The organism is Blautia sp. AM28-27, assembly GCF_003480905.1.
GTDB classification, from domain to species: domain Bacteria; phylum Bacillota; class Clostridia; order Lachnospirales; family Lachnospiraceae; genus Fusicatenibacter; species Fusicatenibacter saccharivorans.
The window spans coordinates 1-23,266 of record NZ_QUJK01000001.1 but is presented as its reverse complement, the minus strand read 5'-3'; the positions used below and the strand labels follow the sequence as shown (position 1 = coordinate 23,266).

Annotated in this window: 20 protein-coding genes and 1 pseudogene; 3 read left to right on the top strand and 18 right to left on the bottom strand. The window is 44.9% G+C overall.

Translation table 11 applies throughout. The annotated features are described in order from the left end of the window. Positions 1–130: 130 nt before the first annotated feature. The 17 genes from DW743_RS00100 to DW743_RS00025 form a co-directional block, all read right to left on the bottom strand. Complete coding sequence (locus DW743_RS00100) at positions 131–1,636, bottom strand: serine hydrolase domain-containing protein (protein WP_117761740.1); 1,506 nt, start codon at positions 1,634–1,636, stop codon at positions 131–133. 26 nt (positions 1,637–1,662) lie between these two features. Continuing rightward, positions 1,663–3,030: a glycoside hydrolase family 32 protein gene (locus DW743_RS00095; RefSeq protein WP_147345108.1), complete on the bottom strand. Its 1,368-nt coding sequence runs from the start codon at positions 3,028–3,030 to the stop codon at positions 1,663–1,665. Between the two features lie 32 nt (positions 3,031–3,062). Then, complete coding sequence (locus tag DW743_RS00090; protein ID WP_117761742.1) at positions 3,063–4,460, bottom strand: glycoside hydrolase family 32 protein; 1,398 nt, start codon at positions 4,458–4,460, stop codon at positions 3,063–3,065. 215 nt (positions 4,461–4,675) lie between these two features. Further along, entirely contained in the window at positions 4,676–6,487 is a 1,812-nt protein-coding gene (locus DW743_RS00085) for an extracellular solute-binding protein (protein WP_117761743.1), read from the bottom strand. Between the two features lie 124 nt (positions 6,488–6,611). After that, positions 6,612–7,523, bottom strand: a complete 912-nt coding sequence (locus DW743_RS00080) for a carbohydrate ABC transporter permease (RefSeq protein WP_117761744.1) — start codon at positions 7,521–7,523, stop codon at positions 6,612–6,614. A gap of 19 nt (positions 7,524–7,542) precedes the next feature. Beyond that, positions 7,543–8,484, bottom strand: coding sequence for an ABC transporter permease (locus DW743_RS00075; RefSeq protein WP_117761745.1), 942 nt, complete (start codon positions 8,482–8,484; stop codon positions 7,543–7,545). A gap of 141 nt (positions 8,485–8,625) precedes the next feature. Continuing rightward, entirely contained in the window at positions 8,626–8,781 is a 156-nt protein-coding gene (locus DW743_RS17905) for a hypothetical protein (RefSeq protein WP_158568570.1), read from the bottom strand. Between the two features lie 251 nt (positions 8,782–9,032). Beyond that, positions 9,033–10,010: a LacI family DNA-binding transcriptional regulator gene (locus tag DW743_RS00070; RefSeq protein WP_117761746.1), complete on the bottom strand. Its 978-nt coding sequence runs from the start codon at positions 10,008–10,010 to the stop codon at positions 9,033–9,035. Between the two features lie 271 nt (positions 10,011–10,281). Beyond that, on the bottom strand, positions 10,282–11,211 hold the full coding sequence (locus DW743_RS00065) for a DUF4097 family beta strand repeat-containing protein (RefSeq protein ID WP_158568571.1): 930 nt from the start codon (positions 11,209–11,211) through the stop codon (positions 10,282–10,284). Next, a complete protein-coding gene (locus DW743_RS00060) occupies positions 11,208–11,825 on the bottom strand; it encodes a DUF1700 domain-containing protein (protein ID WP_117761748.1) in 618 nt (205 codons plus the stop codon). The genes DW743_RS00065 and DW743_RS00060 overlap by 4 nt, the downstream gene beginning before the upstream one ends. Next, on the bottom strand, positions 11,822–12,139 hold the full coding sequence (locus DW743_RS00055) for a PadR family transcriptional regulator (RefSeq protein ID WP_117761749.1): 318 nt from the start codon (positions 12,137–12,139) through the stop codon (positions 11,822–11,824). Before DW743_RS00055 ends, DW743_RS00060 begins: the two co-directional genes overlap by 4 nt. A gap of 107 nt (positions 12,140–12,246) precedes the next feature. Beyond that, positions 12,247–13,374: a non-canonical purine NTP pyrophosphatase gene (locus DW743_RS18680; protein WP_117761750.1), complete on the bottom strand. Its 1,128-nt coding sequence runs from the start codon at positions 13,372–13,374 to the stop codon at positions 12,247–12,249. An 82-nt stretch (positions 13,375–13,456) separates the two neighbouring features. Next, on the bottom strand, positions 13,457–14,392 hold the full coding sequence (locus DW743_RS00045; RefSeq protein ID WP_117761751.1) for a carbohydrate kinase family protein: 936 nt from the start codon (positions 14,390–14,392) through the stop codon (positions 13,457–13,459). Between the two features lie 39 nt (positions 14,393–14,431). Further along, on the bottom strand, positions 14,432–15,577 hold the full coding sequence (locus tag DW743_RS00040; RefSeq protein ID WP_117761752.1) for an aldo/keto reductase: 1,146 nt from the start codon (positions 15,575–15,577) through the stop codon (positions 14,432–14,434). Positions 15,578–15,803: 226 nt separating this feature from the next. Beyond that, positions 15,804–17,213: a HEPN domain-containing protein gene (locus DW743_RS00035; protein WP_117761753.1), complete on the bottom strand. Its 1,410-nt coding sequence runs from the start codon at positions 17,211–17,213 to the stop codon at positions 15,804–15,806. A 128-nt stretch (positions 17,214–17,341) separates the two neighbouring features. After that, a complete protein-coding gene (locus DW743_RS18595) occupies positions 17,342–17,827 on the bottom strand; it encodes a zinc ribbon domain-containing protein (protein ID WP_227093982.1) in 486 nt (161 codons plus the stop codon). A 17-nt stretch (positions 17,828–17,844) separates the two neighbouring features. Continuing rightward, on the bottom strand, positions 17,845–18,711 hold the full coding sequence (locus DW743_RS00025) for a DUF3825 domain-containing protein (protein WP_117761754.1): 867 nt from the start codon (positions 18,709–18,711) through the stop codon (positions 17,845–17,847). A 264-nt stretch (positions 18,712–18,975) separates the two neighbouring features. Here DW743_RS00025 and DW743_RS18850 point away from each other — a divergent pair. The 3 genes and pseudogenes from DW743_RS18850 to DW743_RS00010 all read left to right on the top strand — a co-directional run bounded on the left by DW743_RS18850 (position 18,976) and on the right by DW743_RS00010 (position 21,697). Further along, a pseudogene (locus tag DW743_RS18850) lies at positions 18,976–19,322 on the top strand (helix-turn-helix transcriptional regulator). Positions 19,323–19,512: 190 nt separating this feature from the next. Continuing rightward, complete coding sequence (locus tag DW743_RS00015) at positions 19,513–19,899, top strand: BlaI/MecI/CopY family transcriptional regulator (protein ID WP_117761755.1); 387 nt, start codon at positions 19,513–19,515, stop codon at positions 19,897–19,899. Position 19,900: 1 nt separating this feature from the next. Next, a complete protein-coding gene (locus tag DW743_RS00010) occupies positions 19,901–21,697 on the top strand; it encodes a BlaR1 family beta-lactam sensor/signal transducer (protein ID WP_009320917.1) in 1,797 nt (598 codons plus the stop codon). Between the two features lie 193 nt (positions 21,698–21,890). On the opposite strand, the gene DW743_RS00005 is transcribed toward DW743_RS00010, so the two are convergent. Further along, complete coding sequence (locus DW743_RS00005) at positions 21,891–23,132, bottom strand: IS256 family transposase (protein WP_117761756.1); 1,242 nt, start codon at positions 23,130–23,132, stop codon at positions 21,891–21,893. Between the last annotated feature and the right edge of the window lie 134 nt (positions 23,133–23,266).

Genomic DNA, 23,266 nt, shown 5'->3' with positions numbered 1-23,266 from the left:
ATGTTCAGAGAGACTTGGCAATTCTTCCGTTCGGCTTTGCATATCGTTTTTCTTTTTTTTTACAGGATTTTCACACTGTTATGGAAAAACCGACGGAAAATTCCGCCGGTTTTTCTCTCTTTCGACCTGTTTAATCTTTTTTTATTCCAAATACAGTCAGTGCCTGACGTGGTGAAATACCGAGTCCACCGACACTAATCAGCGTATCCTCTGCCTCCAGCAGAAGATTTTCCTTCTGGAATCTGACGATCATGCGACCACCACTCAAACCGTCCATCCGCCGAATCTCCATCTCGAGCGTATTTAGCGTACGCCATGCAGCAGAACCAGCATAAATATGACCATCCGCTTCACTATAGGCAAAATCCCGGCGCATGGAGAGGACAAATTCCTTTTCTTTCCCGCCTTCCTGTACTTTCCAGTACATCTTATCGCTGCCAAAGGAGAATCGCATCTCCTGAATCGGACTTGTCTCCAGCGAAAACAGGCCGCTTCCGCCGATCAGAATTTCTGCGGAATCCGGCAGCTGCTGGTTCCCCATCAGCGGGGCAGATACATAAACATGCTTGCTTACCTTCTCTTCCATAAACGGATTTCTCGTTCCTCTGCGCGGCGGCAGAGCCAGATCTGCGGTACGCTCTTTTACTGCACCGGCAAGTGGGGACGGTGGCAGCTCTCCTGCCTCTTTCTTCACATACGGGATCAGTTCCTCCTGCAGTGCGCTCAGTTCCTCCTGTGTCTGCTCAGTTGCTGTTGTCAGAATCACAATCAGATCGAGATCCGGGAACACAACGCCGAACTGACCGTACGCACCATCTGCGCGGAAGGAGCCCGGATAACGGCACATCCAGCACTGATAGCCGTAGCCCTGCGCCCAGTCTTTTACGTGGCCTTCCGAATCGCCCTCCGTCTCAATCTGTTTGCGGCAGGCGCGTTCAAACCATTCTTTTCGAAGCAGCTGTTTTCCTTCCCACTCGCCCTGTCTGGACAGAAAATACGTGAATTTTGCCATATCCTCCGTCACCATCTTCATACCGCCTCCACCGAGCTCCGTTCCGTCTCCGAGCAGCGCACAGGTAAGGGATGTGATGCCAAGCGGCTCCAGCAGACGGGATTTCAGAAACTCTGTGACGTTCTGTCCCGTTTTTTTCCTCAGAACGGCAGCCAGCATGTTAGTTCCGGCTGTATTGTATTTATAAAACGTTCCCGGCTCATGGAGCACTGGATGATGAAGAAAGGTAGAAATCCAGTTTTCGGAATTGTCCATAATCTCCGTCTCGTGACCACAACCCATAATCAACAGGTGATGCAGCGTGATTTTTTTGAGATTTTCGGATGGATTTTCCGGCAGCAGGTCCGGAAAGATATCGACAATTTTCTCATCCAGCGATAAGATTCCCTCCTGCTCTGCAAAACCAATCGCCGTTGCTGTCAACGATTTGCTGAACGAATACAGTGGATGACGGAATTTTTCATCATACGGCTTCCACCAGCCCTTCGCTGCACACTGTCCATGGCGGATCACCATAAAGCTATGCAGCTCAATCTGGCTTTCTTCCATCCGGTCGAGAAAATTCAAAATTCCTTTGGAGCTGATTCCAGCTGATTCCGGTGTCACATCTTTAAAGTATCCCATTTTGCTTTTCCCCTTTCTCGCAGCCCTTATGCATCAATTTCGTAAAGTTCAACAGAAAGATCACCCTTCCAGCTTATACGGTCGTACGGTGTCTCCGGATAAACCACTGTAGAAATAGCATCTACGCCGTCCTCAGCAAACAGTTCCAGAATGGAAACATCAAAAACAAGCTCCAGATTCCATGCTCCGTCTTTCTTTCTCGCTGCGGTGCTGATGGAATATTTTTCCGTCATGAAGTGCTCACTGAATTCTTTGTAGCCCGCCATGGTACGGTCAACCGTGATTTTGGTGTCAGTTACATAAATCTTCAATTTCTGTCCCACTGAGTTTTTCAGACAGATTTTCGCATCTCCTTTTCCGGAAACCTTCAGTCCAAAGGTCTCTGTGCGGATCGTTGTGTGATTCTCGATCGGATAGCTGCTGTGGCGGAATTTTTCCAGTCCGGCCGGAGCAGCCGCAAGGGTCAGAGCACCATCTACTTCTGTCAGGGACAGTTTTCTTGCCAGAGTTGCCTGTCCACAGTACCCTTCTGTCGGAGTCTGCGCTGCATACTGCCAGTTCATACCCCATCCCATCAGCAGAACATCTTTCGCATTCTGGAATGTAACGGCTGCATAGTTGTCGAAGCCTTCATCCAGCCATCTTGGCTCATCGGATGGATAGGTGCAGAGGAATTTTTCTCCATCGAAATCACCCAGGAAATACTGCATTTTGCAGTGGTCATCTTCGGAAGCTTTCGTCATGCTGACAACGAGAACCCATACATTTTTTCCTTTATACTCAATCGGGAACAGATCCGGGCATTCCCATACACCCTTCACATGGTTTCCTTCCGGTCCGAATTCTCCAGTTTTCTCCCAGTTTTTCATATCCTGGGATGCGTAGAAGAAGACACGGTCCTGCGCTGCAAGAACAAGACTCCAGCATCTTCTGACCGGATTCCAGAACGCTTTCGGGTCACGGAAATCGGAAATTCCCGGGTTTTTGATGACCGGATTCAGATATGACTTTTCAAAATGCCGGCCCTTATCATTGCTGTATGCAATACTCTGCTGTTCCAAACCGTCCTTGTGATGGCTGGTATAAATAGCAATGATTGGCGGATTTTCATTGGTACCATACTCAGAAGAATTCTGCGTATCATACACAGCACTTCCCGAAAAGATAAATCCAAGTTCATCCGGATAAAGTGCGATTGGCTGATGCTCCCAGTGAATCAGGTCGCGTGATGTTGCATGGCCCCAGTGCATCGGTCCCCAGCTGGTATCATACGGGTACTTCTGATAAAAGAAGTGATATTCGCCGTCCACATAAACCATACCGTTCGGATCATTCATCCAGCCTTTTTCCGGCGAAAAATGGATTTTCGGTCTGTAATCTCTTTTTTTCATCATTTTTGTAAAACCTTCCAAAATAAATATATCCCCTATTTTTTAATGGTGTACATTTTCACTTCCAGATCTCCGTCTGTGGAAACCACCTGATACGGTGCATCCGGATAAACGCATACGGAAGCGGTCTCCAGACCGCCATCTGCATAAATCTCCAGATAAGAAACGTCAAAAATAATCTCCATGTTGACATTTCCGCGCATGTAACGTTTTGTTGTGGATACCAGCAGATCCTCTTTTTTGAAGAGCTTCGGATCTACATCCTCAAAGTAACTAAGGTCGCCGCTCTTAGAGCGGTCCACCGTGATGCTGTCCACCGTTACCTCGATGACTACTTCCTCACCTCTGCTGTTTTTCAGTGCAATTCTTCCGAAATTACCCTGCACGAGAAGTCCAAAGCTCTCGGTCAGCAGCGGTTTCTGATTTCCGATCGGGAATGCGCCCGCACGGTACTCGTCGATCCCGAACGGTTTTGTTTTCAGGCGGTAGCCCTCCTCGGTCTCACAGAGTGAAAGTTCTCTCGGCAGTGTCATCAGGCCGGAATACTCACCGGTCGGAACGAAATTCGCGTAGAGCGGATTAACGCCCCATCCAAGGTAAACCGGACGGTCGTAGTTTCCATACGTTACGCCCGCATAGTTGTCGAATCCGAAGTCAATCCACAGCGGCTCGTCTGTGATCTCGGTGCACTGGAAGGTATCTCCGTCAAAATCGCCGACGAAATACTGTATATTGGAACGGCCTTCGGTTCCCGGATGTATCATGCTGACTATCAGAATCCATTTGAATCCGTCAAATTCATTTCCTGTTTTAGCACGGATCAGATCGGTGCATTCCCATACGGTCGGCACTTTATTGACACCAACACCGAACTCGCCCGTTTTCTTCCAGTTTTTCAGATCCTGGGATGCATAAAACTCTGCGTGGTCGCCGGATGCCAGAACAAGGCTCCAGCAGTCCTTTTTGTCATTCCAGAAGACGCGCGGATCACGGAAATCCGGTGTGCCCGGGTTTTTGATCACCGGGTTGCCATAATATTTTTCAAAATGCTTTCCCTGATCCAGACTGTATGCAATACACTGCTGCTCCAGACCTGTTTCCATATTGTGCGCCGTGTAGACAGCCACCATCGGCTTCTCACCGTATTTCGCAAATCCGCTGCTGTTATTTTCATCGTATGCCATACTTCCGGAGTACATCGTTCCGATCTCATCCGGGTACAATGCGACCGGCAGATGCTCCCAGTGAATCAGGTCTTTCGATACTGCATGACCCCAGTGCATCGGTCCCCATACAACGTCATTTGGATTGTACTGATAATACAGGTGCCAGATACCATCGATATAAATCAGTCCGTTTGGATCGTTGTTCCAGTTTTTCTCCGGTGTAAAATGAATGTTCGGTCTAAAATCTCTTTTTCCCTGTTTACTCATGTGATCCCTCTTTTCCTGTTCTCTCTTTTCCTATTTTATCGTTTTCCATTTGGAACTTCAACAAAAAAGAAATACAAACGAAATAGTCTTCTTTTTAAATATGGCCATGTTATATGGGATACAACATGGCCACATTTAGAATTTCTTTAGTTATAGAATATCAATTGCAAATCGTTTACGTTACTGTTTTTTCGCAACCGCTTTTCGCACGATTTTTAGTTTGCTGCAGAAGCTGCTCGATCTACTGCGCCCTGGTAAATCTCAACCAGTTCATTCAAGCCAGCGCCTTCCAGCTCTGTTTTATAGGAATCCCAGCTTGCATCATCAACGCCGCCAGTTACCCATGTGGTGATGTAACGATCAACAATATCGGAGATGGTCGGCTGAATCTGTGCCAGACGCTGAATCTCTTCCTGGGTCATCAGAACACGCGGAATAGTGTCATACTCTTCCATGATGTCATCTTTACCGTTTTCTTTCTGCATCTCGAGAAGTTTTACTGCATCGAAGGTGTATCCGCAAACGGTGTCATAGTACTCGTTCTGAACGATCATAGAACCACGGCAGGTTGTGGAGTTTACACGAGCCTCACCAAAGTTCTTATAATCCGGATTCAGAGGTTTGTAGTTTCCATTTTCATCAAGTGGTGTACGAAGAATGCCGTCCTCGTCTTTCTCATAGTTGTATCCGATTGCACCCCAGTTAGATGTAACAGAAATTTCCGGATCGCCTACCATGTAATCTACAAATCTTGCAACAACGTGCGGGAATTTGCAGGTTGTTGTGATTGCTGTATCGGAAGAATCCTGCAGCTCAGAGTAGTTACACTCGAAACCGGTCATACCGTCTTCGCCCTGCAGTCTTGGAACTGCTACGTACTGATCATGTACTTCCTGGTTTGTAATTTCCTGATCGCCCCAAACACCGAAGGAACCGATCTTTGCAACGTTCTCTTTGATCAGGGAAGCGTTGAATGCCATACTGGAGTCTGCCTCGAAGGAGCCGTTCCAGATCAGTCCTTCTTCATACAGCATATTGAAGAATTCTGCTGTTTTCTTGAATGCTTCGTCTGTTGCAGTGAAGGTAACTTTTCCATCAACCAGTCTTAAGTGATCCGCATATGCATTTCCTCCGCAGTAGGAGTCAGCGCATCCGAATGCACCCGTGAAACGATAGAACAGGTTGTAGGAACCAAAGGTATCGGTTGCACCGAACCAGGTTGCCATTGGGATTTCATCAGCTTCGCCGTTGCCGTTCAGATCGCCGCCGTCGCGGAATGCTTTCAGGCAGTCTACCCACTCGTCTACGGTTGTCGGCACTTCTTTGCCTACTTTATCCAGCCATGTTTTGTTAATCACGAATGGTCCAGGTGTTAATACAAGACCCTTCATTTCCTCTACGTACGGGAATCCATATTTATGGCCGTTCGGAGCGGTGATCTCAAGCTGATACTGCTCATTGTCATCGAGAAATGCTTTCAGGTTCGGCATGTACTCTTCGATCAGGCCTTCGGTCGGAAGGAATACATCCTGGTCTGCGTACTGAACTACGGTGTTTCCGGATTTACCATCGCCGAAGTTCCAGAATACATCCGGAAGATCCTGTCCGGAAGAAAGCATCAGGTTGATTTTCTCTGTTGCGCTCTCCTGCGGGATCGGCTGCCAGTCAAACTCTACTCCTGTGTCCTCGAACCATTTCTGGCACATAGCAAGGTCGCCTACTTCTACAGTTCTGTCTGCAGAGTTTACGATCAGAGCGGAAATTTTTCCGTATTTTTCTTCGAACTTTGCCGGATCTTTGATGATCGGAAGGGTACCGTCGAGCTGGATGATTCCCTCGTCTACTGCTTCCTGCTCTTCTGCTGTGAGACCTGTGTCACCTGCTTCTGTACCGGATGCAGAGGTGGTGTCTCCTCCTGTGCTTCCTGCACCGGAGCTGCTTGAGCTGCCTGAGCTGTTTCCACAGCCTGCGAGCATGCTGGTTACCATAAGGCTTGCCAGTAATACGGATACGATTTTTTTCTTCATATTGTTCCTCCTTTATTTTGCTGCCTTTTCCGGCAGTGAAATACGTTAGTATTTTTGTGTTCCTACACATAAATCATGTCTGCTATATCCATGAATTCTGCAACAATAAATTTTCTGTTCTGCATCAGCCCTTGACTGCACCGATTGTAACACCTTTTGCGAAATATTTCTGCAGGAAAGGATATACGCACAGCAGCGGGAATGCAGAAACAACTACAACGCAGTATTTTAACTGCTCAGCCAGTTTCTGTTTTGTTACCATCTCAGAAGCACTACTTCCCATCTGGTTGGACTGATTCATCAGTACCAGATTTCGAAGAACGACCTGAAGAGGCATCTTGCTGTCATCCTGTAGGAACATCAGCGCGTTGAAGAACTGGTTCCACATTGCAGTCGCATAGAACAGACACATAACTGCGATGATCGTTTTCGACAGCGGAATTGCAATTTTGAAGAAAAATCCAAAGTCGCTGCAACCGTCGATTTTTGCTGCTTCAAGAAGCTCGACCGGAATACCGCTTTCAAAGAAGGAGCGGCATACGATCAGGTTATAAGCGGATACTGCTACCGGAAGAATCATTGCCCATGTTGTGTTGTAGATGTGCAGCTGCTGTACAGTTAAGTACATCGGAATCATACCGCCGCTGAAGAACATCGTGAAGGTGAACAGGAACATGATTGGTTTTCTTCCTACCATATCGTATCTGGAAAGTGCATATCCGGCCGGAATGGTGCATACCAGGGAAATCAGCGTTCCTACTACGGTATACTTGATGGTATTTGCATAGCCGGTCCAGAGCGGCTGATATTTCAGTGTGGTTGCATATCCGTTGGTGTACCATGCTTCCGGATAGAGAAGGAATTTACCGGAGCTTACAACAACCGGGTCTGTAACAGATGCCAGAAGCACGTAATACAGAGGATATACAATTGCAATGCAGACAAGGATCATGATGATGGTATTGATCACGGCAAAGACCTTGTCTCCCGTACTCATTTTTACTTTTTTCTTTTTCACAGTGTTATTATTTGCCATTTTTCAAGCCCCCTGACTCTTAGAAAATACTGATATCGCTGGTCTTCTTTGCAACTGCGTTTGTGATAACCAGAATAATGAAGTTTACAACGGAGTTAAACAAGCCAACGGCTGTCGCAAAACTGTACTGCGCGGTCTGGAGACCTACTTTGTATACGTATGTCGAAATGATCTCACTGACGGTTGTATTGGTACCGTTCTGCATCAGATAAGCTTTTTCATATCCCACGTTCATAATGTTACCTACCTGAAGGATCAGCATCAGGATGATGGTCGGCATAATCAGAGGTAAATCAATGTAAAGGATTTTCTGAAATCTGGAAGCACCATCCATCGTTGCTGCTTCGTAATATTCCGGGCTGATTGCGGTCAGTGCTGCGATGAAGATGATGGCATTGAATCCCATCGTCTGCCAGATGTTACTTCCGATGAAGAGTTTACGGAAGTACTCCGGAAGGCTGGTGAACATGATTGCTTTTCCGCCGGCTCCCATAACCGCGTGGTTTACAAGACCGTTTGCGGAAAACAGTACGGAAATCAGGCTGACTACAACTACATTTGACATAAAGTACGGTGCGTAGGAGATGGTCTGGATGATTCGTCTCGGTCCGCTTCTCTGTACCTGGTTCAGTAAGAGTGCGAAGATAACCGGAATCGGGAATCCGATGATCAGGCTCTCCAGACTGATGATGATTGTGTTCTTGATTGCCGTCATGGCAATACTGGTACTGAAGAACATCTTGAAATACTTGAAAATCGGATCTGCCCACGGGCTTCCCATGATTCCTATGCGGCCTTTAAAATCCTTAAAGGCGATGATCAGGCCGTACATTGGATAGTAAGCAAAAACGATCAGCCAGATCAGTGCAGGAATCAGCAGGATGTACAGCTGCCAGCACGAGAGCGCTTTTTTCAATTTTCCACTTTCTGCCGTTTTCGGCGATGACGTTTTTTTCTTCATAGTTCCCTCCTTATTTCTCTAAAAGCTTTACCAACCGCTTTTCGTTCCACATTCGCATTGTTTCCGTTTTGGCACTTTGTCTTGTGGAACCTGTTCCATATCTGTATCATAGTACGCAGTTCGTCCAATGTCAACAAGTTCTCAATATTTTTTCGTCATTTTTATCATTTTCACAATTTTTATTTTATGTTTTTGTGCAATATGCATCCTGCTTTTCATAAAATTCACACTTATCTTCTTTCTTCTCCCATTCTCCTGTTCCACATATTCCGCTGTTCCATGCTTTTTCTGTTCCATATGTTCCACTTTTCTGTTTTCCACTATTTTTTCGACAATTACAACTATTTCAGCAGCGATTTCATATCCTTTTACTCAGTCTTTCTGTCCTTTTGCCGCATGTAAGTTGGTTTTATTTCATTTTTATTTTATACATAAAAAGGAGACACCCTCTCTTTTCAGATCGAGTGTCCCTGATATCTGTTCTTCTTCTGTTCTATCGCAATTCCGGAAAATGATGCAAAATTCGGTAATTCCCTGTTTTGTTATCTTCAGGTACTTTCTCCTTTTCGGAAGGTCACATCCACAATCTGCTCCATCTCCTCAATCTTCTTTCCGTCAATCATGCGGATGATTGTGTCCACGCTCCGCTTTGCGATTTCCGGCACATTCTGACGGACCGTCGTCAGCTCCGGTGTCAAAAAGCGGGTAAAATCCAGGCCGTCGTAGCCGACCACCTTCAGTTTTTTCGGAATCTTAATCCCTTTTTTCTGCAACATCTTCATGCACGCTGCCGCTGTGACATCGGCTGTAAAGAGTCCATCAATTCCATCAAAATAGCTGATGTATTTTTTCCAGATCGTCGGGCCGCTCTGAAAATTCGGAATCTTGCTTCCGGCATCAATCGCTGTAATTTTACATTTATGCTGTTTGCAGACTTCCGCAAACCGTCGGTAACGATCCATGGAGTAACCACGCTCTGTTGCACTCGATGCAAAATAGAGCACGTTCTTACATCCTGCGCTCAAAAGTGCCTGCGCCGCAAGCTCACCGCCGCGCTTATGGTCGGAATGTATACACGGAATCCCTTCGGTAACGTAGCGGTCAATCATGACAATCGGACGGTGAATTTCCGCCAGGCTGATAGAAGACGGGATATCCGCACAGCAGATAATGCCGTCCATGACATTTCGCTGCAGCATTTCCACAAATTCCTCGATGCGGTTCGGATTGTCCCCAACCTCGCAGAGCATGCACTTGTAGCCATTGGTGTACAGATTATTCTCGACATGTTTAACCAGAGATGCCATAAACGGATGTGAAAGATTTGTAACAACAATTCCGATAAAACCGGACTTGTTGCGGAACAGGTTCTGGGCAAGCTCATTTGGTTTATAGTTCAGTTCCTCCACCGCCTGCATGATCTTCTGTTTTGTTTCATCGGAAATATACCCGCTTCCATTGAGTGCACGGGATACCGTTCCGATTCCTACTCCCGCTTTGATCGCGACATCTCTAATACTTGCCATAGTTTCTCCTAACTCCTATTCTAACACTGGGCTGTTTTCTCTGACTCGTTCCGGCTTTTCCCCCGCTGCCGGTCTGTGGAGCCCGTTCCACAATGCTTGATTACTTTTATTTTAAAGCACCGCAATCTACAAATCAAGTTAAAAACTTAAACTTTAAGTACAAAAAAAGTGGCTGTTTGGGGTGTTTCTCTCTTTTTTAGTGAAACCCTCCAAACAGCCTCCTGTGTTTTTGTCACTTTTGTCTTATTTGTCCCGCCTTTTGTTTCATCGCTTAATCGTTTTCCATCGAGATATCACCATCCTTTGTCATCAGTGTGATTCTGCCCGCAGCCTGATCCGGTGCATAGGAAAAGCTCTGCTCGTCCTCCTCTTTCCGCAGCAGATTTTCCATGGTATCCGGTACATCGATCTCCCCAAACTCTGTCTTTGCCGTAATTTCCAGCTGTTCCAGATCTTTTTCACCCAGTTCAAGGTCAATATCGCCGTAGGAGTTTTTGACCGACACGTCTCCTGAAAGCTTCGTGTTTTGGATTTTCGCATCGCCATCCTCCAGCGTGATCGACCCATTCTCCCACGTTCCGCTCTTCAGTTCCACATCACCGTAATCTGCTTTGCATTTGATATTCTGCATGTCACATCCGAAAAGTGTGATATCTCCATCCGCATTTTGCAGGTTTCCGCTTTCTGCCCGGATGCCATTCATCTGCACATCGCCGAATCCCATCGTTACCTCTATTTTTTTCAGTACCTTCTTTTCCGGTACATACAAAATCACTCCTGTTTCCGACTCTTTACCGCCGCTTAGGATTTCTTCCGCAAAGTCAATATTAATGTAAATCGTATCGGACACTGCGCTTCTCTCTTCGATGCTCAGAACACCGTCCCGCACGCGATATTCCACTGCAGTCTCTCCTTTTTTCGACGGAATCCGCCAGGCGAGATAACAGGAATCGTCACCGGACGGAAGGATGCGCAGATCGCCGATCGCAAGATCTGTCTGTAATTTGTCAAAATTATCTATTTTTATTTTTTCCTGCACGGAAATGCTTTCTTCCTTTGTTGCCGAACCGTCAAACGCATTCAGATCATACGTTTCCACATACGCTTTTCCGCCGTCTGCCCAGCCGCAGAGTATAAGTGCTGCACCGGCAATACAGCATGCACAGCCTGTCAGCAATGCTGCCTTGGTCCATTTTTTCATGATCTTCGGCCTCCTTTTCTTGTTATTCTCCGTGCGCACAACACAAAAAGCCATCCCATCCATTTTGCAAGGTATACGCCGAACACAATACACAAAATACTGATTCCAATCAGTAAAATGCCCATTCCGGTGATAAGAGAAAAGCCGCCGAAGGAAACCGTAACTGCCAGAATTCCCCGCAGCAGCAGCTTTATTCCGCCTGCCACGCCGACCGCTGCGGCCAGAAAGATACTCATGTCGAACAACGCCACACAAAGCGCCACGCAGAGCAGGACAATGATGACACTGATCAGAACCGGTGCTCCGATGGGAGCCGCAAACAGGGTGAGAACGGCGATCCAGATGACGCTGGCGCCTGTCGTTTTTTTCTTTTCATTTCTTTTCTCCTCCTGTTCCATAGCCGTGTGTTCATCCATCTTTTTATCCAGAAGATTCATCATCAGCTCTGCGGCCGCAATCTTTGGTGTTCCAAGCTCCTCTATCACCGCCTGCTCGTTTTCCGGGCCGGCATCTGCAAAGTACTCAGTGAAGTACTCCATTGCATCTTCGTAATCACTCTGCGGAAGTTTTTTCAGATACTTCTGCAGCTGATTCAAGTATTCCTGACTTGTCATCCTTTTTTCCTCCCCTCGATGATGTCGTCGATGGTGTCACGGTAGGACTTCCATTCGCCCTGCAGATACACCATCTGTGTTTTTCCCTCTTCTGTAATCGAATAATATTTCCGTTTTCTTCCCTGGTACTCTGCGGAATACGTCGTCACGTAGCCTGCTTTTTCCAGTTTTTTCAGAATCGGGTACAGCGTCGACTCTTTGATATCGGCAACCAGCTTGATGGTCTGGCTGATCTCATATCCATAGGAATCTTCCCGGTTCACAATCGACAGGATCATAAATTCGATCAGCAGTGCTGATACCGGAAAATACATAAAAACCACCTCCGTAAGTCTCTGATATATAAAACATTTATATATATAAATTTTATATATATCATAAGACTATGGAAGTGGTTTGTCAAGAGGAATATATAAAATTTTTATATATCTCGCGTCATATCATGCCACGCTTCGCCGCCCCAGGTGGATGCGGAGATTCCATCGTCGTGGAAATTCATCTTTTGATACATCTCTACTTTGTCCTGCAGACAGGTCAGAATGAGCCGTTTTCTTCCGTTTTTCCGCTCCCGGCGGCAGTACTCCTCCATCAGTGCGCGGGCAATTCCCCGGCCGCGGTACTCCGGCAGAACACTAAGCCCCAGCAGCATAACGTTTTCTCCTTCCGGATCGTACAGGCTGATCTCATCGAAAAAAGCATCGCGGAACTTTGTCTCGTTTGTTGCAAGTCCGTTCAGTGTTCCGGCGATTTTTCCAGTCTCTTTGTCTACTGCCGCCAGAAACAGCTCCGGCGCGTACTGCACACGCTCACGCATGCTCTTTTCGGAGCACGCCTCATTCGGCGGAAAACAGGCAAGTTCAATGGCAACGCCCTGCTCCATCTCCTCCTGGCGGATCGTGCGAAATTCATATCGTTCCATTCTGTTGTATTCCTTCGTGACCCGCTCAAAGAACTGTGGAAAACCGCTTTCTACTGCAAGCTGATCGAGTGGATCAAACCCCGTTTCTTTTTCCTTCCGGTCGTAATAATACTTTCCTGTCTGCAGATCGATCGACAGACGGTCGAGTGGAAAACCTTTTTTGCTCTTTGGATGCGGTGTGCCAACCAGCCCAAACGAAGCGCTCTTCATCGAAGGTTCCATCGCATCATAACGATGAGTTTCATCGAGAATCAGTGAAATTGCGTTTTGGTAATGTCCTGTCAGACCGCCGTACTTTTTCGCCAGATTAGCGTAATGTGCCGTCATCTCTTCATCGGACAGATACTTTCCGTTCACGGTCCGCACATGGACACCGGGCTGGTCTTCCTCTGCCACATCGTCAAAATACAGGCCGGAATCGCAGGAAAATACCGGCATGTGAAGCGCTTCAAAGTAAGCTTCCGCTTTTTTTCTGGCATTTTCCAGCGGCGTTTTTCCATCTTCTATAATTTCCGGCAGCCTGACCTCCCCAAGATCTTTCAGTCCGATCAGCTCAATGCCAAGGTCTGCAAGGCGTCGGCGCATCACATCGAGTTTTGCAGGGTTGCCGGTTCCATACAATAGTTTCATAGCCTAAATCTCCTGTTTCATTTTCCTGGAGCGTGCCCCGAAAGGCTTTCGTAGTCTGCTCCAAAATCATTCCATCTCTTTCTTACGCCTGAATGCCAAATTCCTCCGGCAGGAAGCGCGGGCAGACATTTTCGGGGGATGTGATGACCGATGCAGCCAGACGCGTACCGATTTCCACAGCCTGGCCAAGTGTTTTTCCGTAGGTCAGGCCGGCAGAAACGCCTGCACAGAATGCATCCCCTGCTCCCGTCGTGTCTTTTACCTGGATCTTCTGTGCCGGACAGAAGCCTTTTTCCCCGTTTGCCACTGCGTAGACAGCGCCTTCGCCGCCCATCGTTACCACCATCGCCGGAACGTTTGCCACTTTCAGGCGCTCGGCAAGAATGTATTCCATCTCTTCTGGTGTTTTTTCGCTGTAATCATCAGAGAAGAATACACCCGCCTCGAGCTGATTGCAGATTAGACAGTCAAATTTCTGCAGAAGATCACGTCTTCCGACTGCGATGTTCATGTTGCTGACAACACCGTACATTTTTTTTTCATGTTTTTCGCAGAGCTGGACAAGCTTTTTGATGATGTCCTTGTCCATATCAATCTCTGCCACAACAGAATCGCAGTTCGCAATGATCTCATCGCCGTTTTCTTCCAGAATACCAAGGATCGGCATCAGGTTCGGCCGCTGGGAAATGGATCCTGCCAGATCGCCGTTGTGATCGAAGACGGCAAGCCACGTTCCCATGCCGTTCGGGATTTCTTTCATATATTCCGTGTTGACTTTATGGCGCTGCAGTTTGCGCACAACATCCTCGCCGAGCGCGGTATTGTCTGCGATTCCAAGAAAGGTCGGGCGGAGCTCAAGGTTTGCGATATCTTCTACGACGTTTCGGCTGACACCGCCGTGGATGTACTCCACATGACCTGCGTTTCTTCCGTCCGGGACATAAATATCCTCCGGGAAACCTTTGATATCCACAAAAATTGCTCCTAATACAACAATTCCATTTTTATTTACTGCCATATTGCTTAACTTCTCCTTCTATCATCTTTTTCTTTTCTGTCAGCATCCAAAAAGCTGTGCTGTTATTTCCATCCGTTCCGCAATCGGTACACCGAACGGGCAGCGCGTCTCGCAGGCGTGACATCCGACGCACTCGGATGCTGTGTGTTCCAGTAATTCATAGTGCGATTTTACGGTTGCCGGAACCTCCGGCTGCATCGTCGCAAGATCATAGAATTTATTAATCATTGCGATATCAAGATTTGCGACACACGGTTTGCAGTGACCGCAGTAGGTACACTCTCCACGATAGGAATGGAACGGCGCATTGGCGATAACGGATGCATAATCTTTCGCCTCCTCGAATGCTGTCTCGTACGCAACGGCATCATCCACCTGTTCTTTCGTATCGTAACCGCACAGGATGGAACAGACGGCAGGTCTTGTGAGCGCATAGTGAATGCACTGCACCGGGGTCAGCTTTACGCCGAACGGAGAGCGTTTCTCATCAAAAAGACGGCCGCCTGCAAAGCCCTTCATAACGGTAATTCCGACATCGTTCTGCTCACAGACTTTGTATAATTTTGCACGGTCCGCATCGATTCCTTTCAGTCCCTCGTCGAATTTTTCGGCAAACATCTGGTCAATGTTATCACTGGCCGGAAGCATATCAAATGCCGGGTTAATGCTGAACAGAATCATCTCCACATAGCCGGATTCCGCCGCTTTGACAGCGACTTTCGGGTTGTGGGAACTCATGCCGATGTGGCGGATCACACCGCTGCTTTTCAGTTCCATCACGTAGTCCATGTAGTCAGAGTGCTGAATCTGATCCCACTCCTCCTCGGAATCAATATAATGAATCATTCCAAGGTCGATATAGTCTGTCTGCAGCCGTTTCAGCAGATCCTCGAACGCCGGGCGCACATATTTCATATCTCTGGTTCGGTAATACTGACCGTCTTTTAACGTCGAACCAATATGACCCTGAATGAACCATTTGTCACGGTTTTCCTTGATTCCATTTCCGATGATATCCCTCGATTTCGCATCCGGCATCCAGCAGTCGAGAATATTGATTCCCTGCTCAGATGCATAGTGGATCAGCTCCACACCTTCCTCCTCTGAATGGCGTTCCAGCCACTCGCCGCCGAAACCGATCTCGCTGACCTGTAAATTGGTTTTTCCTAATCTCCTTGTTTTCATTTGCAAAATTCTCCTGTAACTTCCTATTGTTTTCTATAATAGACTTTTAAGTTTTGCGAATCAAATAACCTCGTTTTGATTTTGTCAATTCATCCACTATTGTATCTATTTTCTTCTGCTCAAGAAGCACACGGTTTCCACATGCGGTGAAAGTTACTTCTTATACTAAATAGCGAAACCGTCACCTTTTGCGAAAAGGTTTATACCCCACTTAGGGGGATAGTGTTTACCCCTCTATATCCTGATCCTTCTTCATACAAGAAGTATACATCCACAATTTATCATCGTGTATCATTATCTGCTTCGCAGTATCGATGTCCATTCCCATATGACTAAACAAAATCATTATAATCAAACATTTTAACACATCTATACTATTACACATTTGTCCAAATGTCAGCACTCCATCACGATCAGGCTTATAATGTGAATAGTAATTTCTTGTTTTTACGATTGCACTAAAATATTTGTCTGCATTCGATTCTTTATATACATACTCGGTGTTTCCAGCCACTATAGAACCGTGTTCTTCGTCTAATTTCTTCAATCGTGTTTCAAGGGTAATTCGGCTCAAAAATCCTCCTTGTATCCATTGAGCAACTGTCTTTGGCTTATAAGATGAACCAGCTTTTTTGAACGGCTCACTTAACACCTTCTTTACATTTTCATCTTTTAGCTGCTCTAAAATTTCTATACCCAATTGTTCCGCTTTTTTCTCATCACCTGATATTCTTAGATGATAACCTTCTAAAATTTTTACATACTGTACAAACAAATCCTCTGCAAATATTTCTCTTTTTCTATTACTATTAAAGAACATCTGTCTCGGCAAAAAGAAATAATCATCATTAGAAAATGTATACCAATTTTCAAAATAATTTGCTAATTCATCTTTCACCTGAGAATATTCCGTTCTGAATCTATCTATCCCGTTAAGGTGCCTTAGGTTATGCGAAAAATCTTCATTAAACCATATCCATGTTTTTAAGTCTTTACCCTCAATATTTAATCGAATATCTTTCGCATAAGAAACATACCCTATAAGCATACCAAAGAAACGCATTAAAATTTGTATATCTGCATACACTCTTTCATCAGTTACCATTTCCTCATATGACACATGAACTCTTGGATAGTTTTTTACCACATATTCTACCCTATCATTTATTTCCGGTGGCATAAACGGTGATGCAGGCCCAAATGATATTTCAATATGTGGATTTTCATTTTTTATAATAATAGATTCTATTTTCTCTTCAATTGCAAATAACTCGTTCGCCTCTGTAAAACCTATTGACACACTATTTATTTTTAACCAATCAACAAGTTCTGGAATTTCAAATGAGAATGCACTAATATTGTTTATTTCAAACCCCTCTTGAAATCCTGCATTTGTCATAGCGACCTTCACTACTCTATATCCAATACTCATATTTAATGACCTATGTTTTGTTTCTCCAGGTCCTTTAGCATACACTTTTATTGGATGTTCTCCATTTGAACCTATAAAAGTACAAGCCCAAGGAATAGATTTACCTCTTACAAAAAATTCAATATAATCATTGTCTATAACTAATTCCCCAATATTATACTCTTCTTCTCCTTCAACCTTCCAACTACCTTGATGTCTCTCCAAATTATGCAATCCTCCCTTTCGTTCAAGCTATCTATTTTATTTTACCATATCACCTGTTTTTTTACCATCTGCAAAAGAGCAAGAAAAAAAGCCGATCAGGAATCGCAACTCCCAATCGGCATCTTTTCTTACTCCTCTTCATTTTTACATTCAATCTCCGTTCCGTCCAAGAACACCACCAACAATGTTCCATCTTCAAAGACCTTGATGTGGTCCAGTGTTTTCAGCATGAAGTCCGTGTCCATCTCCGTCAAAGGCTCTGCCCCATCAGTATATTCTATGAACTTCTCTGCCCGATAACCTTCCAAGAGGTTCTCGCTCTGCAGCTGTTCCGTCCACTGCCCCATGAAATCCTCTCGATTCTCCACCAACGCATTCCAAGCCATCAGATATGCCTTTATCAGCGTTTCTTCCTCCACGTGGCGGTTGGCACATCCCATGACTCCTTTGACCTTGTAGCGTTCACTGCACTGCCATACCTTACGATCAACGCCCGTGCTGCTCCGCCAGCCTTTCCGTGCAAATACCTTATTGCAGTCTCCACAAATTATCTTGGATGCAAATGGATTGCTTTCCGGCCGGTGGGAATAGGAGTTTGTCCCATGCTCCTCCAGGTACTTTTTCCTGCGTTTTATTTCAAGCTGTACACATTCCCATATCCGCTTTGAAATGATAGCATCATGGTCATCTCCAACGTCAGACAGGTATTACCCAAATAGTACCCATCCATAACCGTCAGTGTCATGGCAAGGTCAGGTTTCTGCATATTCGTCAGATAAACCGGAAGAAGATACTGCACTCTCCCCTGATATCCCTGTGGGACTACAAGCCCCGGTTCAATTACCGACTTCCTTCTTCCAAGTTCTACTGCTGTTTCAAACAATAGCGGCAGATTCTTCACCTTCCGAATTTTAGCCGGAATTCGCTCCAGGTTCTCTTCATCTCCCAATATGTGATTTACGTTTACTCTTATAGGCCACTCTGGATTAAAGTTAATGCCACTCTGCGCCATATGATAGACGGGCTTTTGTGGTAATGGCTCGATGTATCTTAACTTTGGAGACAGTTCATCACAAAAACCTCTAAAATACCAATCTCTTAAAGAATCCGAAAAATTGTTTCTTTCAAAATAACCATAAATCCCCTTGTACTGAGGTGTGTATAATCCAGTATGGAAGCAGACGCATTCGTTTTCCAAATGAAAAATACTGTCTGCCTTTCTTGGATCACTTTCTGAATTAAAGTCAATAACCTGCTTGCGAAAAATTGTATGTATGTAACGTTCTAAAATGGGCGTGTCTGTATTCTTTGTTTCCCGGCTCGGCTTTCGGAATTTCCAAGACTCCGGCAGAGCCAACCTCTCCAATTCCGCTAAATGTCCATACCAATCCGGTACATATGCAAATTCAAATAAATCCGGTGCTATCATATGTTTCCTCTTTTCCTGTGGTTTTCTGTACTCATATCTGTTTTCTGTCTTTGCTTCCATCTCTTTCATCATGAGCCTCCTTTTTATTTTCTCTTGAAATATAAAATAGGTGTATCGCAATTCTATCGTTCTGTGAATTGCGATACACCTATCAATGCGTTTTTATCCATGGGCAAATTTCAGTAACTTCAACAAACATCGCATTCTACGTTGCTTTCCTGTGTCCATGTGATTTCTCCTTTTATGGTGTAATTTATTTCATCTCATACCTGTACTTTGATGTAATTCATAATATTCAACCTGTAGTGTAAACTATCTCTGAGGTGAATTGTAATGCATGACTATGTAAAAATCTTGCGAAGGTAGTTCGGGCTGCCAGAGAAGAAGCCCATCTATCTCAAGCAGCATTAGCTGAACAAATAGGTTGTGATGAACGTACAATACTGAATATTGAAAATGACCGTGGGAATCCCAAGTTCGAAGTATTGTGCCAGATCATCGCTTATTTACACATTCCTGCAGACCAAATTTTCCACCCTGCCACTGCCACGGACGGGTTGAAAAAACAAAAACTGTTATTGATGCTACAGGAATGTGATGAGCAAGAGGCAGCCGAGATTCTTCCAGCAATTGAATACCTCTTAGCACTCATACATAAAAGAGGTAATTCAAACGATTAAAGGAACCAGCTAATCCGTTGTGATTCTGGTTCTTTTCTTTTTGTTGCCTTTTCTAAATCTTACTCTTGTAATATTTAATTATTACACAAGTAAGATTTCAAGTCAATATCTATTTTATGAAATTGACAATCATACCAATAACGTCTATAATATATTTATTACATCCGTAAGATTTAAGGAGGGATTTGAAATGAGCGATTTACCACAGATTTCTGAAGCTGAATTTGAAGTTATGAAAATCGTATGGAAACATGCGCCGATCAGTACCAATGAAATAACAGATAAACTATTACAGACCACAAGCTGGAGTCCGAAAACGATACAGACTTTAATCAAACGCCTTGTGACCAAAGGTGTTCTGACTTATGAAAAACAGAGCCGAGTGTTCGTTTATACCCCAGTCGTGAAAGAAAGCGAATACATCGGTCAGGAAAGCAATTCTTTTCTGGAACGTTATTATGACGGTGATATCACTGCGATGCTGTCTGCATATATAGAAAATGACAGACTGTCTGAAACAGAAATAGATACTCTCCGCTCCCTTCTTTCCAAGAGGCACCAAAAAGGAGGCAATTAACGTGGCTAATTTTATGATACGCTTTTTAATATGCAATGTGTTTATCAGCGGTATCATCGGAATTCTTTTGATAGCCAAGCAGATATTCAAAAACAACCTGTCCAGCCGGATGCAGTATAATCTGTGGTTTCTGCTTCTTGGGTTGCTGGCAGTTCCCTTTATACCGTTCCGTCTAATCGGATTTCCGCAAATCTTCTCGTGGCTCGGTAGCTTAAGATGCTCTCCTGCTTCCGGCACCGCAACCGCTATGGGAGAAGCTGTGGGAATTAATCCGACCGGAAATACAGACTGGATGAATGATTTCTCACTTTCTGTAAATAGTGAAACACCATCCATTGCCGGATACATATTATTAGGAATATGGATTGTAGGCATTTTTGCAATGATTATATTGGTAATCAAATCCTCTCTCCGTCTACGCACTTTGGAGAAATCTGCACTTCCCCTTCAGAACCCGGAAGTCCGCAGACTATATCATCGATGTATGGAGGAAATGGGAATTCACAGAAGTATTCCCGTTTACAGTACCGCATTTTTAAAATCCCCGATTATTGTGGGACTTTTGAAACCGTGTATTTATCTGCCGATTCATCTGATCTCTGATTACAACGAATCCGATATGCGGTACATGCTGTTGCACGAACTGCAGCACTATAATCACAAAGATGCTGTTGCCAGTTATCTGATGAACCTTGCCGGAGTAATATATTGGTTCAATCCTCTTGTCTGGTACGCACTGAAAGAAATGCGTAATGACAGAGAGGTTGCCTGTGACACCTCTGTTTTAAAGATGCTTGAAGAGGATGCTTACGAGGATTATGGCAATACACTGATCAACTTTGCTGAAAAGGTTTCTCTTACTCCTTTTCCGTTTGCTGCCGGCCTTGGTGGAAACATGAAGCAGATGAAGAGGAGAATTATCAACATTGCCTCTTATGAGAAGCCAACATTTATAAAAAGAGTAAAAGGCATGACTGCATTCATACTGACTGCTGTTCTTCTCATGGGATTCGCACCTTTTATTTCTACATACGCAGCAGATGGAAGCCACTATCAATGGGATTCTTCATCAGAAAATATATCCTATGTAGACCTTTCTACATACTTTGGCAAATATGAAGGCAGTTTTGTTTTATATGATTTGGAAAATGATGCATGGAGTATACACGACATGGAGCATGCTACCCTGCGAGTTGCACCAAACTCCACCTACAAAATATATGATGCCTTGTTCGGATTGGAAGAGGGCATCATTACACCAGATGACTCCTTGATAGCATGGAGTGGAGAAACCTATCCATTTGAAGCATGGAATGCAAATCAGACCTTACAGTCTGCAATGAACTCCTCTGTTAACTGGTATTTCCAATCCGTGGATGAACAGCTTGGAGCCTCTAACATTTACAGCTATATTCAAGAAATTGGGTATGGAAATGAAAATATGAGTGGAGATTTCTCCACCTATTGGATGGAATCATCCTTGGAGATTTCGCCAGTAGAACAGGTCGAACTTTTAACCAGGCTGCAGAATAACAGCTTCGGCTTTGCCCCTGAAAACATCAATGCGGTAAAAGATGCCATCTGCCTTTCCGCTTCCGATGCCGGAACATTCTACGGAAAGACCGGAACCGGCCGTGTGGATGGTCAGGATGTGAATGGATGGTTTGTGGGCTTACTTGAAACTGCAGATAATACATACTTTTTTGCTACCAACATCGGAGCCGATAGCGGTGCTACCGGAAGCAACGCAACTGAAATAACCATGTCTATCTTGTCTGACATGAATATCTGGAAATAAAGAATCGGGTAAAGGTCAATCTCTGACTTTTACGAGACTGTGAGAAAAAGTCTGTAAATAAGATTCTTCTATGATATGCAAAGGTGGTGAGCTTACAGTTTGAGCTTTTCACCCTTGTTTTATATATAACAGTTGTTGAATGGCATGTCAAGAGCAGGCGGTTTTCCGCCTGTCTTGATCGTCGGTTTACTCGTTATTCTGGAAGACGACCTTCGTACATAATACTCAGTTCGCCATATACCTGCGCCCAGTTTCGAATCGTACTGGTCCATTTTTTCGTAGCCTCAAAAGTGGCCAGGTACAGCGCTTTTAAAAGGGCCGTATCGCTTGGGAATACGCTTCTCTGCCGATTCAGCTTCCGGTAGGTGGAATTCAGGGATTCAATCGCATTGGTGGTATAAATCACCGTTCTGACCGTCGTTGAAAACTTGAAAATTGGAGAGATGGCATCCCAGTTATCCTTCCAGCGTTTCATGGAATTCGGATATTTGGGAGACCATTTTTCAGTTACACGATCTAAGGCTGCCAGCGCTTTCTTTTCATCTGCGGCCTGATAAATGGTCTTCAGATCCGCTGCAAATGCTTTTCTGTCCTTGTCAGGGACATATTTCAGTGTATTTCTTACCTGGTGTACGATACAGCGCTGATACTCGGTTTTTGGAAAAGCAGCAGCGATTGCTTCTTTGATGCCGGTTAAACCATCTGCACAGATGATTAATACATCTTTGACACCCCGGTTTTTCAGTTCGTTCATAACGGAAAGCCAGTATTTTGCGCTTTCGTTGTCGCCAACGCTGATGGTCAGAACCTCTTTCTTTCCTTCCGTGTTGATTCCAAGAATCACGTAAGCTGCAAGCTTTCGGATCACACCATTATCCCTTACGGAATAGTGAATTGCGTCAATGTAGAGAATGGGATAGACTTCGTCCAACGGCCGGTTCTGCCAGTCTTCGATCTGTGGCAGGATCTTATCGGTTACATCGGAAATAAAACTCTCCGAGGTTTCAAAGCCATAAATATCTTCGATGGTTTCGGAAATCTGTCGGGTAGTCATTCCTTTGGCATACATAGAAATAATCTTCTGATCAATATCAGAAATATCTTTCTGACGTTTTTTCACCACCTGTGGTTCAAATGTTGATTTTCGGTCCTGCGGCACTTCGATTTCCATCGATCCATATCGGCTGTTGACCTGTTTGCGCTTATACCCATTGCGGTAATCATCATGATCCGAACGTTCTGATTTTTCATAGCCGAGATGATCGTCCATTTCCGCTTCCATCATTTCCTTAATGGTACCGCCTAAAAGATCCTTGAGCGCATCCTGGATGTCTTCAGCAGACTGGATATCATACTCTTCCAGGAGCTGATGGATGATGTTTCGTTTTCCTTCGGTCATTTGTACTCGATGTACCGGTTTCTTTTGTCTTGCCATAATAAAAGGTCCTCCTAATGATATTTATTGTATCATAGAAGAACCTTCTAAACATTATTTTACAGAAAAAGTTTCATACTCGAGGGTGCGGACAAAATTCTGGACTACTATAGGGCTTCGAAAGGAGCCTTTTT

Coding starts and splice junctions, on each gene's coding strand:
- DW743_RS00090 (WP_117761742.1), bottom strand. CDS start 4,460: ATGAGTAAACAGGGAAAAAGAGATTTTAGACCGAACATTCATTTTACA.
- DW743_RS00040 (WP_117761752.1), bottom strand. CDS start 15,577: ATGAAAACAAGGAGATTAGGAAAAACCAATTTACAGGTCAGCGAGATC.
- DW743_RS00075 (WP_117761745.1), bottom strand. CDS start 8,484: ATGAAGAAAAAAACGTCATCGCCGAAAACGGCAGAAAGTGGAAAATTG.
- DW743_RS00100 (WP_117761740.1), bottom strand. CDS start 1,636: ATGGGATACTTTAAAGATGTGACACCGGAATCAGCTGGAATCAGCTCC.
- DW743_RS18680 (WP_117761750.1), bottom strand. CDS start 13,374: ATGAAACTATTGTATGGAACCGGCAACCCTGCAAAACTCGATGTGATG.
- DW743_RS00065 (WP_158568571.1), bottom strand. CDS start 11,211: ATGAAAAAATGGACCAAGGCAGCATTGCTGACAGGCTGTGCATGCTGT.
- DW743_RS00095 (WP_147345108.1), bottom strand. CDS start 3,030: ATGATGAAAAAAAGAGATTACAGACCGAAAATCCATTTTTCGCCGGAA.
- DW743_RS00015 (WP_117761755.1), top strand. CDS start 19,513: ATGAGCGATTTACCACAGATTTCTGAAGCTGAATTTGAAGTTATGAAA.
- DW743_RS00070 (WP_117761746.1), bottom strand. CDS start 10,010: ATGGCAAGTATTAGAGATGTCGCGATCAAAGCGGGAGTAGGAATCGGA.
- DW743_RS17905 (WP_158568570.1), bottom strand. CDS start 8,781: ATGGAACAGAAAAAGCATGGAACAGCGGAATATGTGGAACAGGAGAAT.
- DW743_RS00080 (WP_117761744.1), bottom strand. CDS start 7,523: ATGGCAAATAATAACACTGTGAAAAAGAAAAAAGTAAAAATGAGTACG.
- DW743_RS00060 (WP_117761748.1), bottom strand. CDS start 11,825: ATGACAAGTCAGGAATACTTGAATCAGCTGCAGAAGTATCTGAAAAAA.
- DW743_RS00045 (WP_117761751.1), bottom strand. CDS start 14,392: ATGGCAGTAAATAAAAATGGAATTGTTGTATTAGGAGCAATTTTTGTG.
- DW743_RS00005 (WP_117761756.1), bottom strand. CDS start 23,132: ATGGCAAGACAAAAGAAACCGGTACATCGAGTACAAATGACCGAAGGA.
- DW743_RS00055 (WP_117761749.1), bottom strand. CDS start 12,139: ATGTATTTTCCGGTATCAGCACTGCTGATCGAATTTATGATCCTGTCG.
- DW743_RS00025 (WP_117761754.1), bottom strand. CDS start 18,711: ATGAAAGAGATGGAAGCAAAGACAGAAAACAGATATGAGTACAGAAAA.
- DW743_RS00085 (WP_117761743.1), bottom strand. CDS start 6,487: ATGAAGAAAAAAATCGTATCCGTATTACTGGCAAGCCTTATGGTAACC.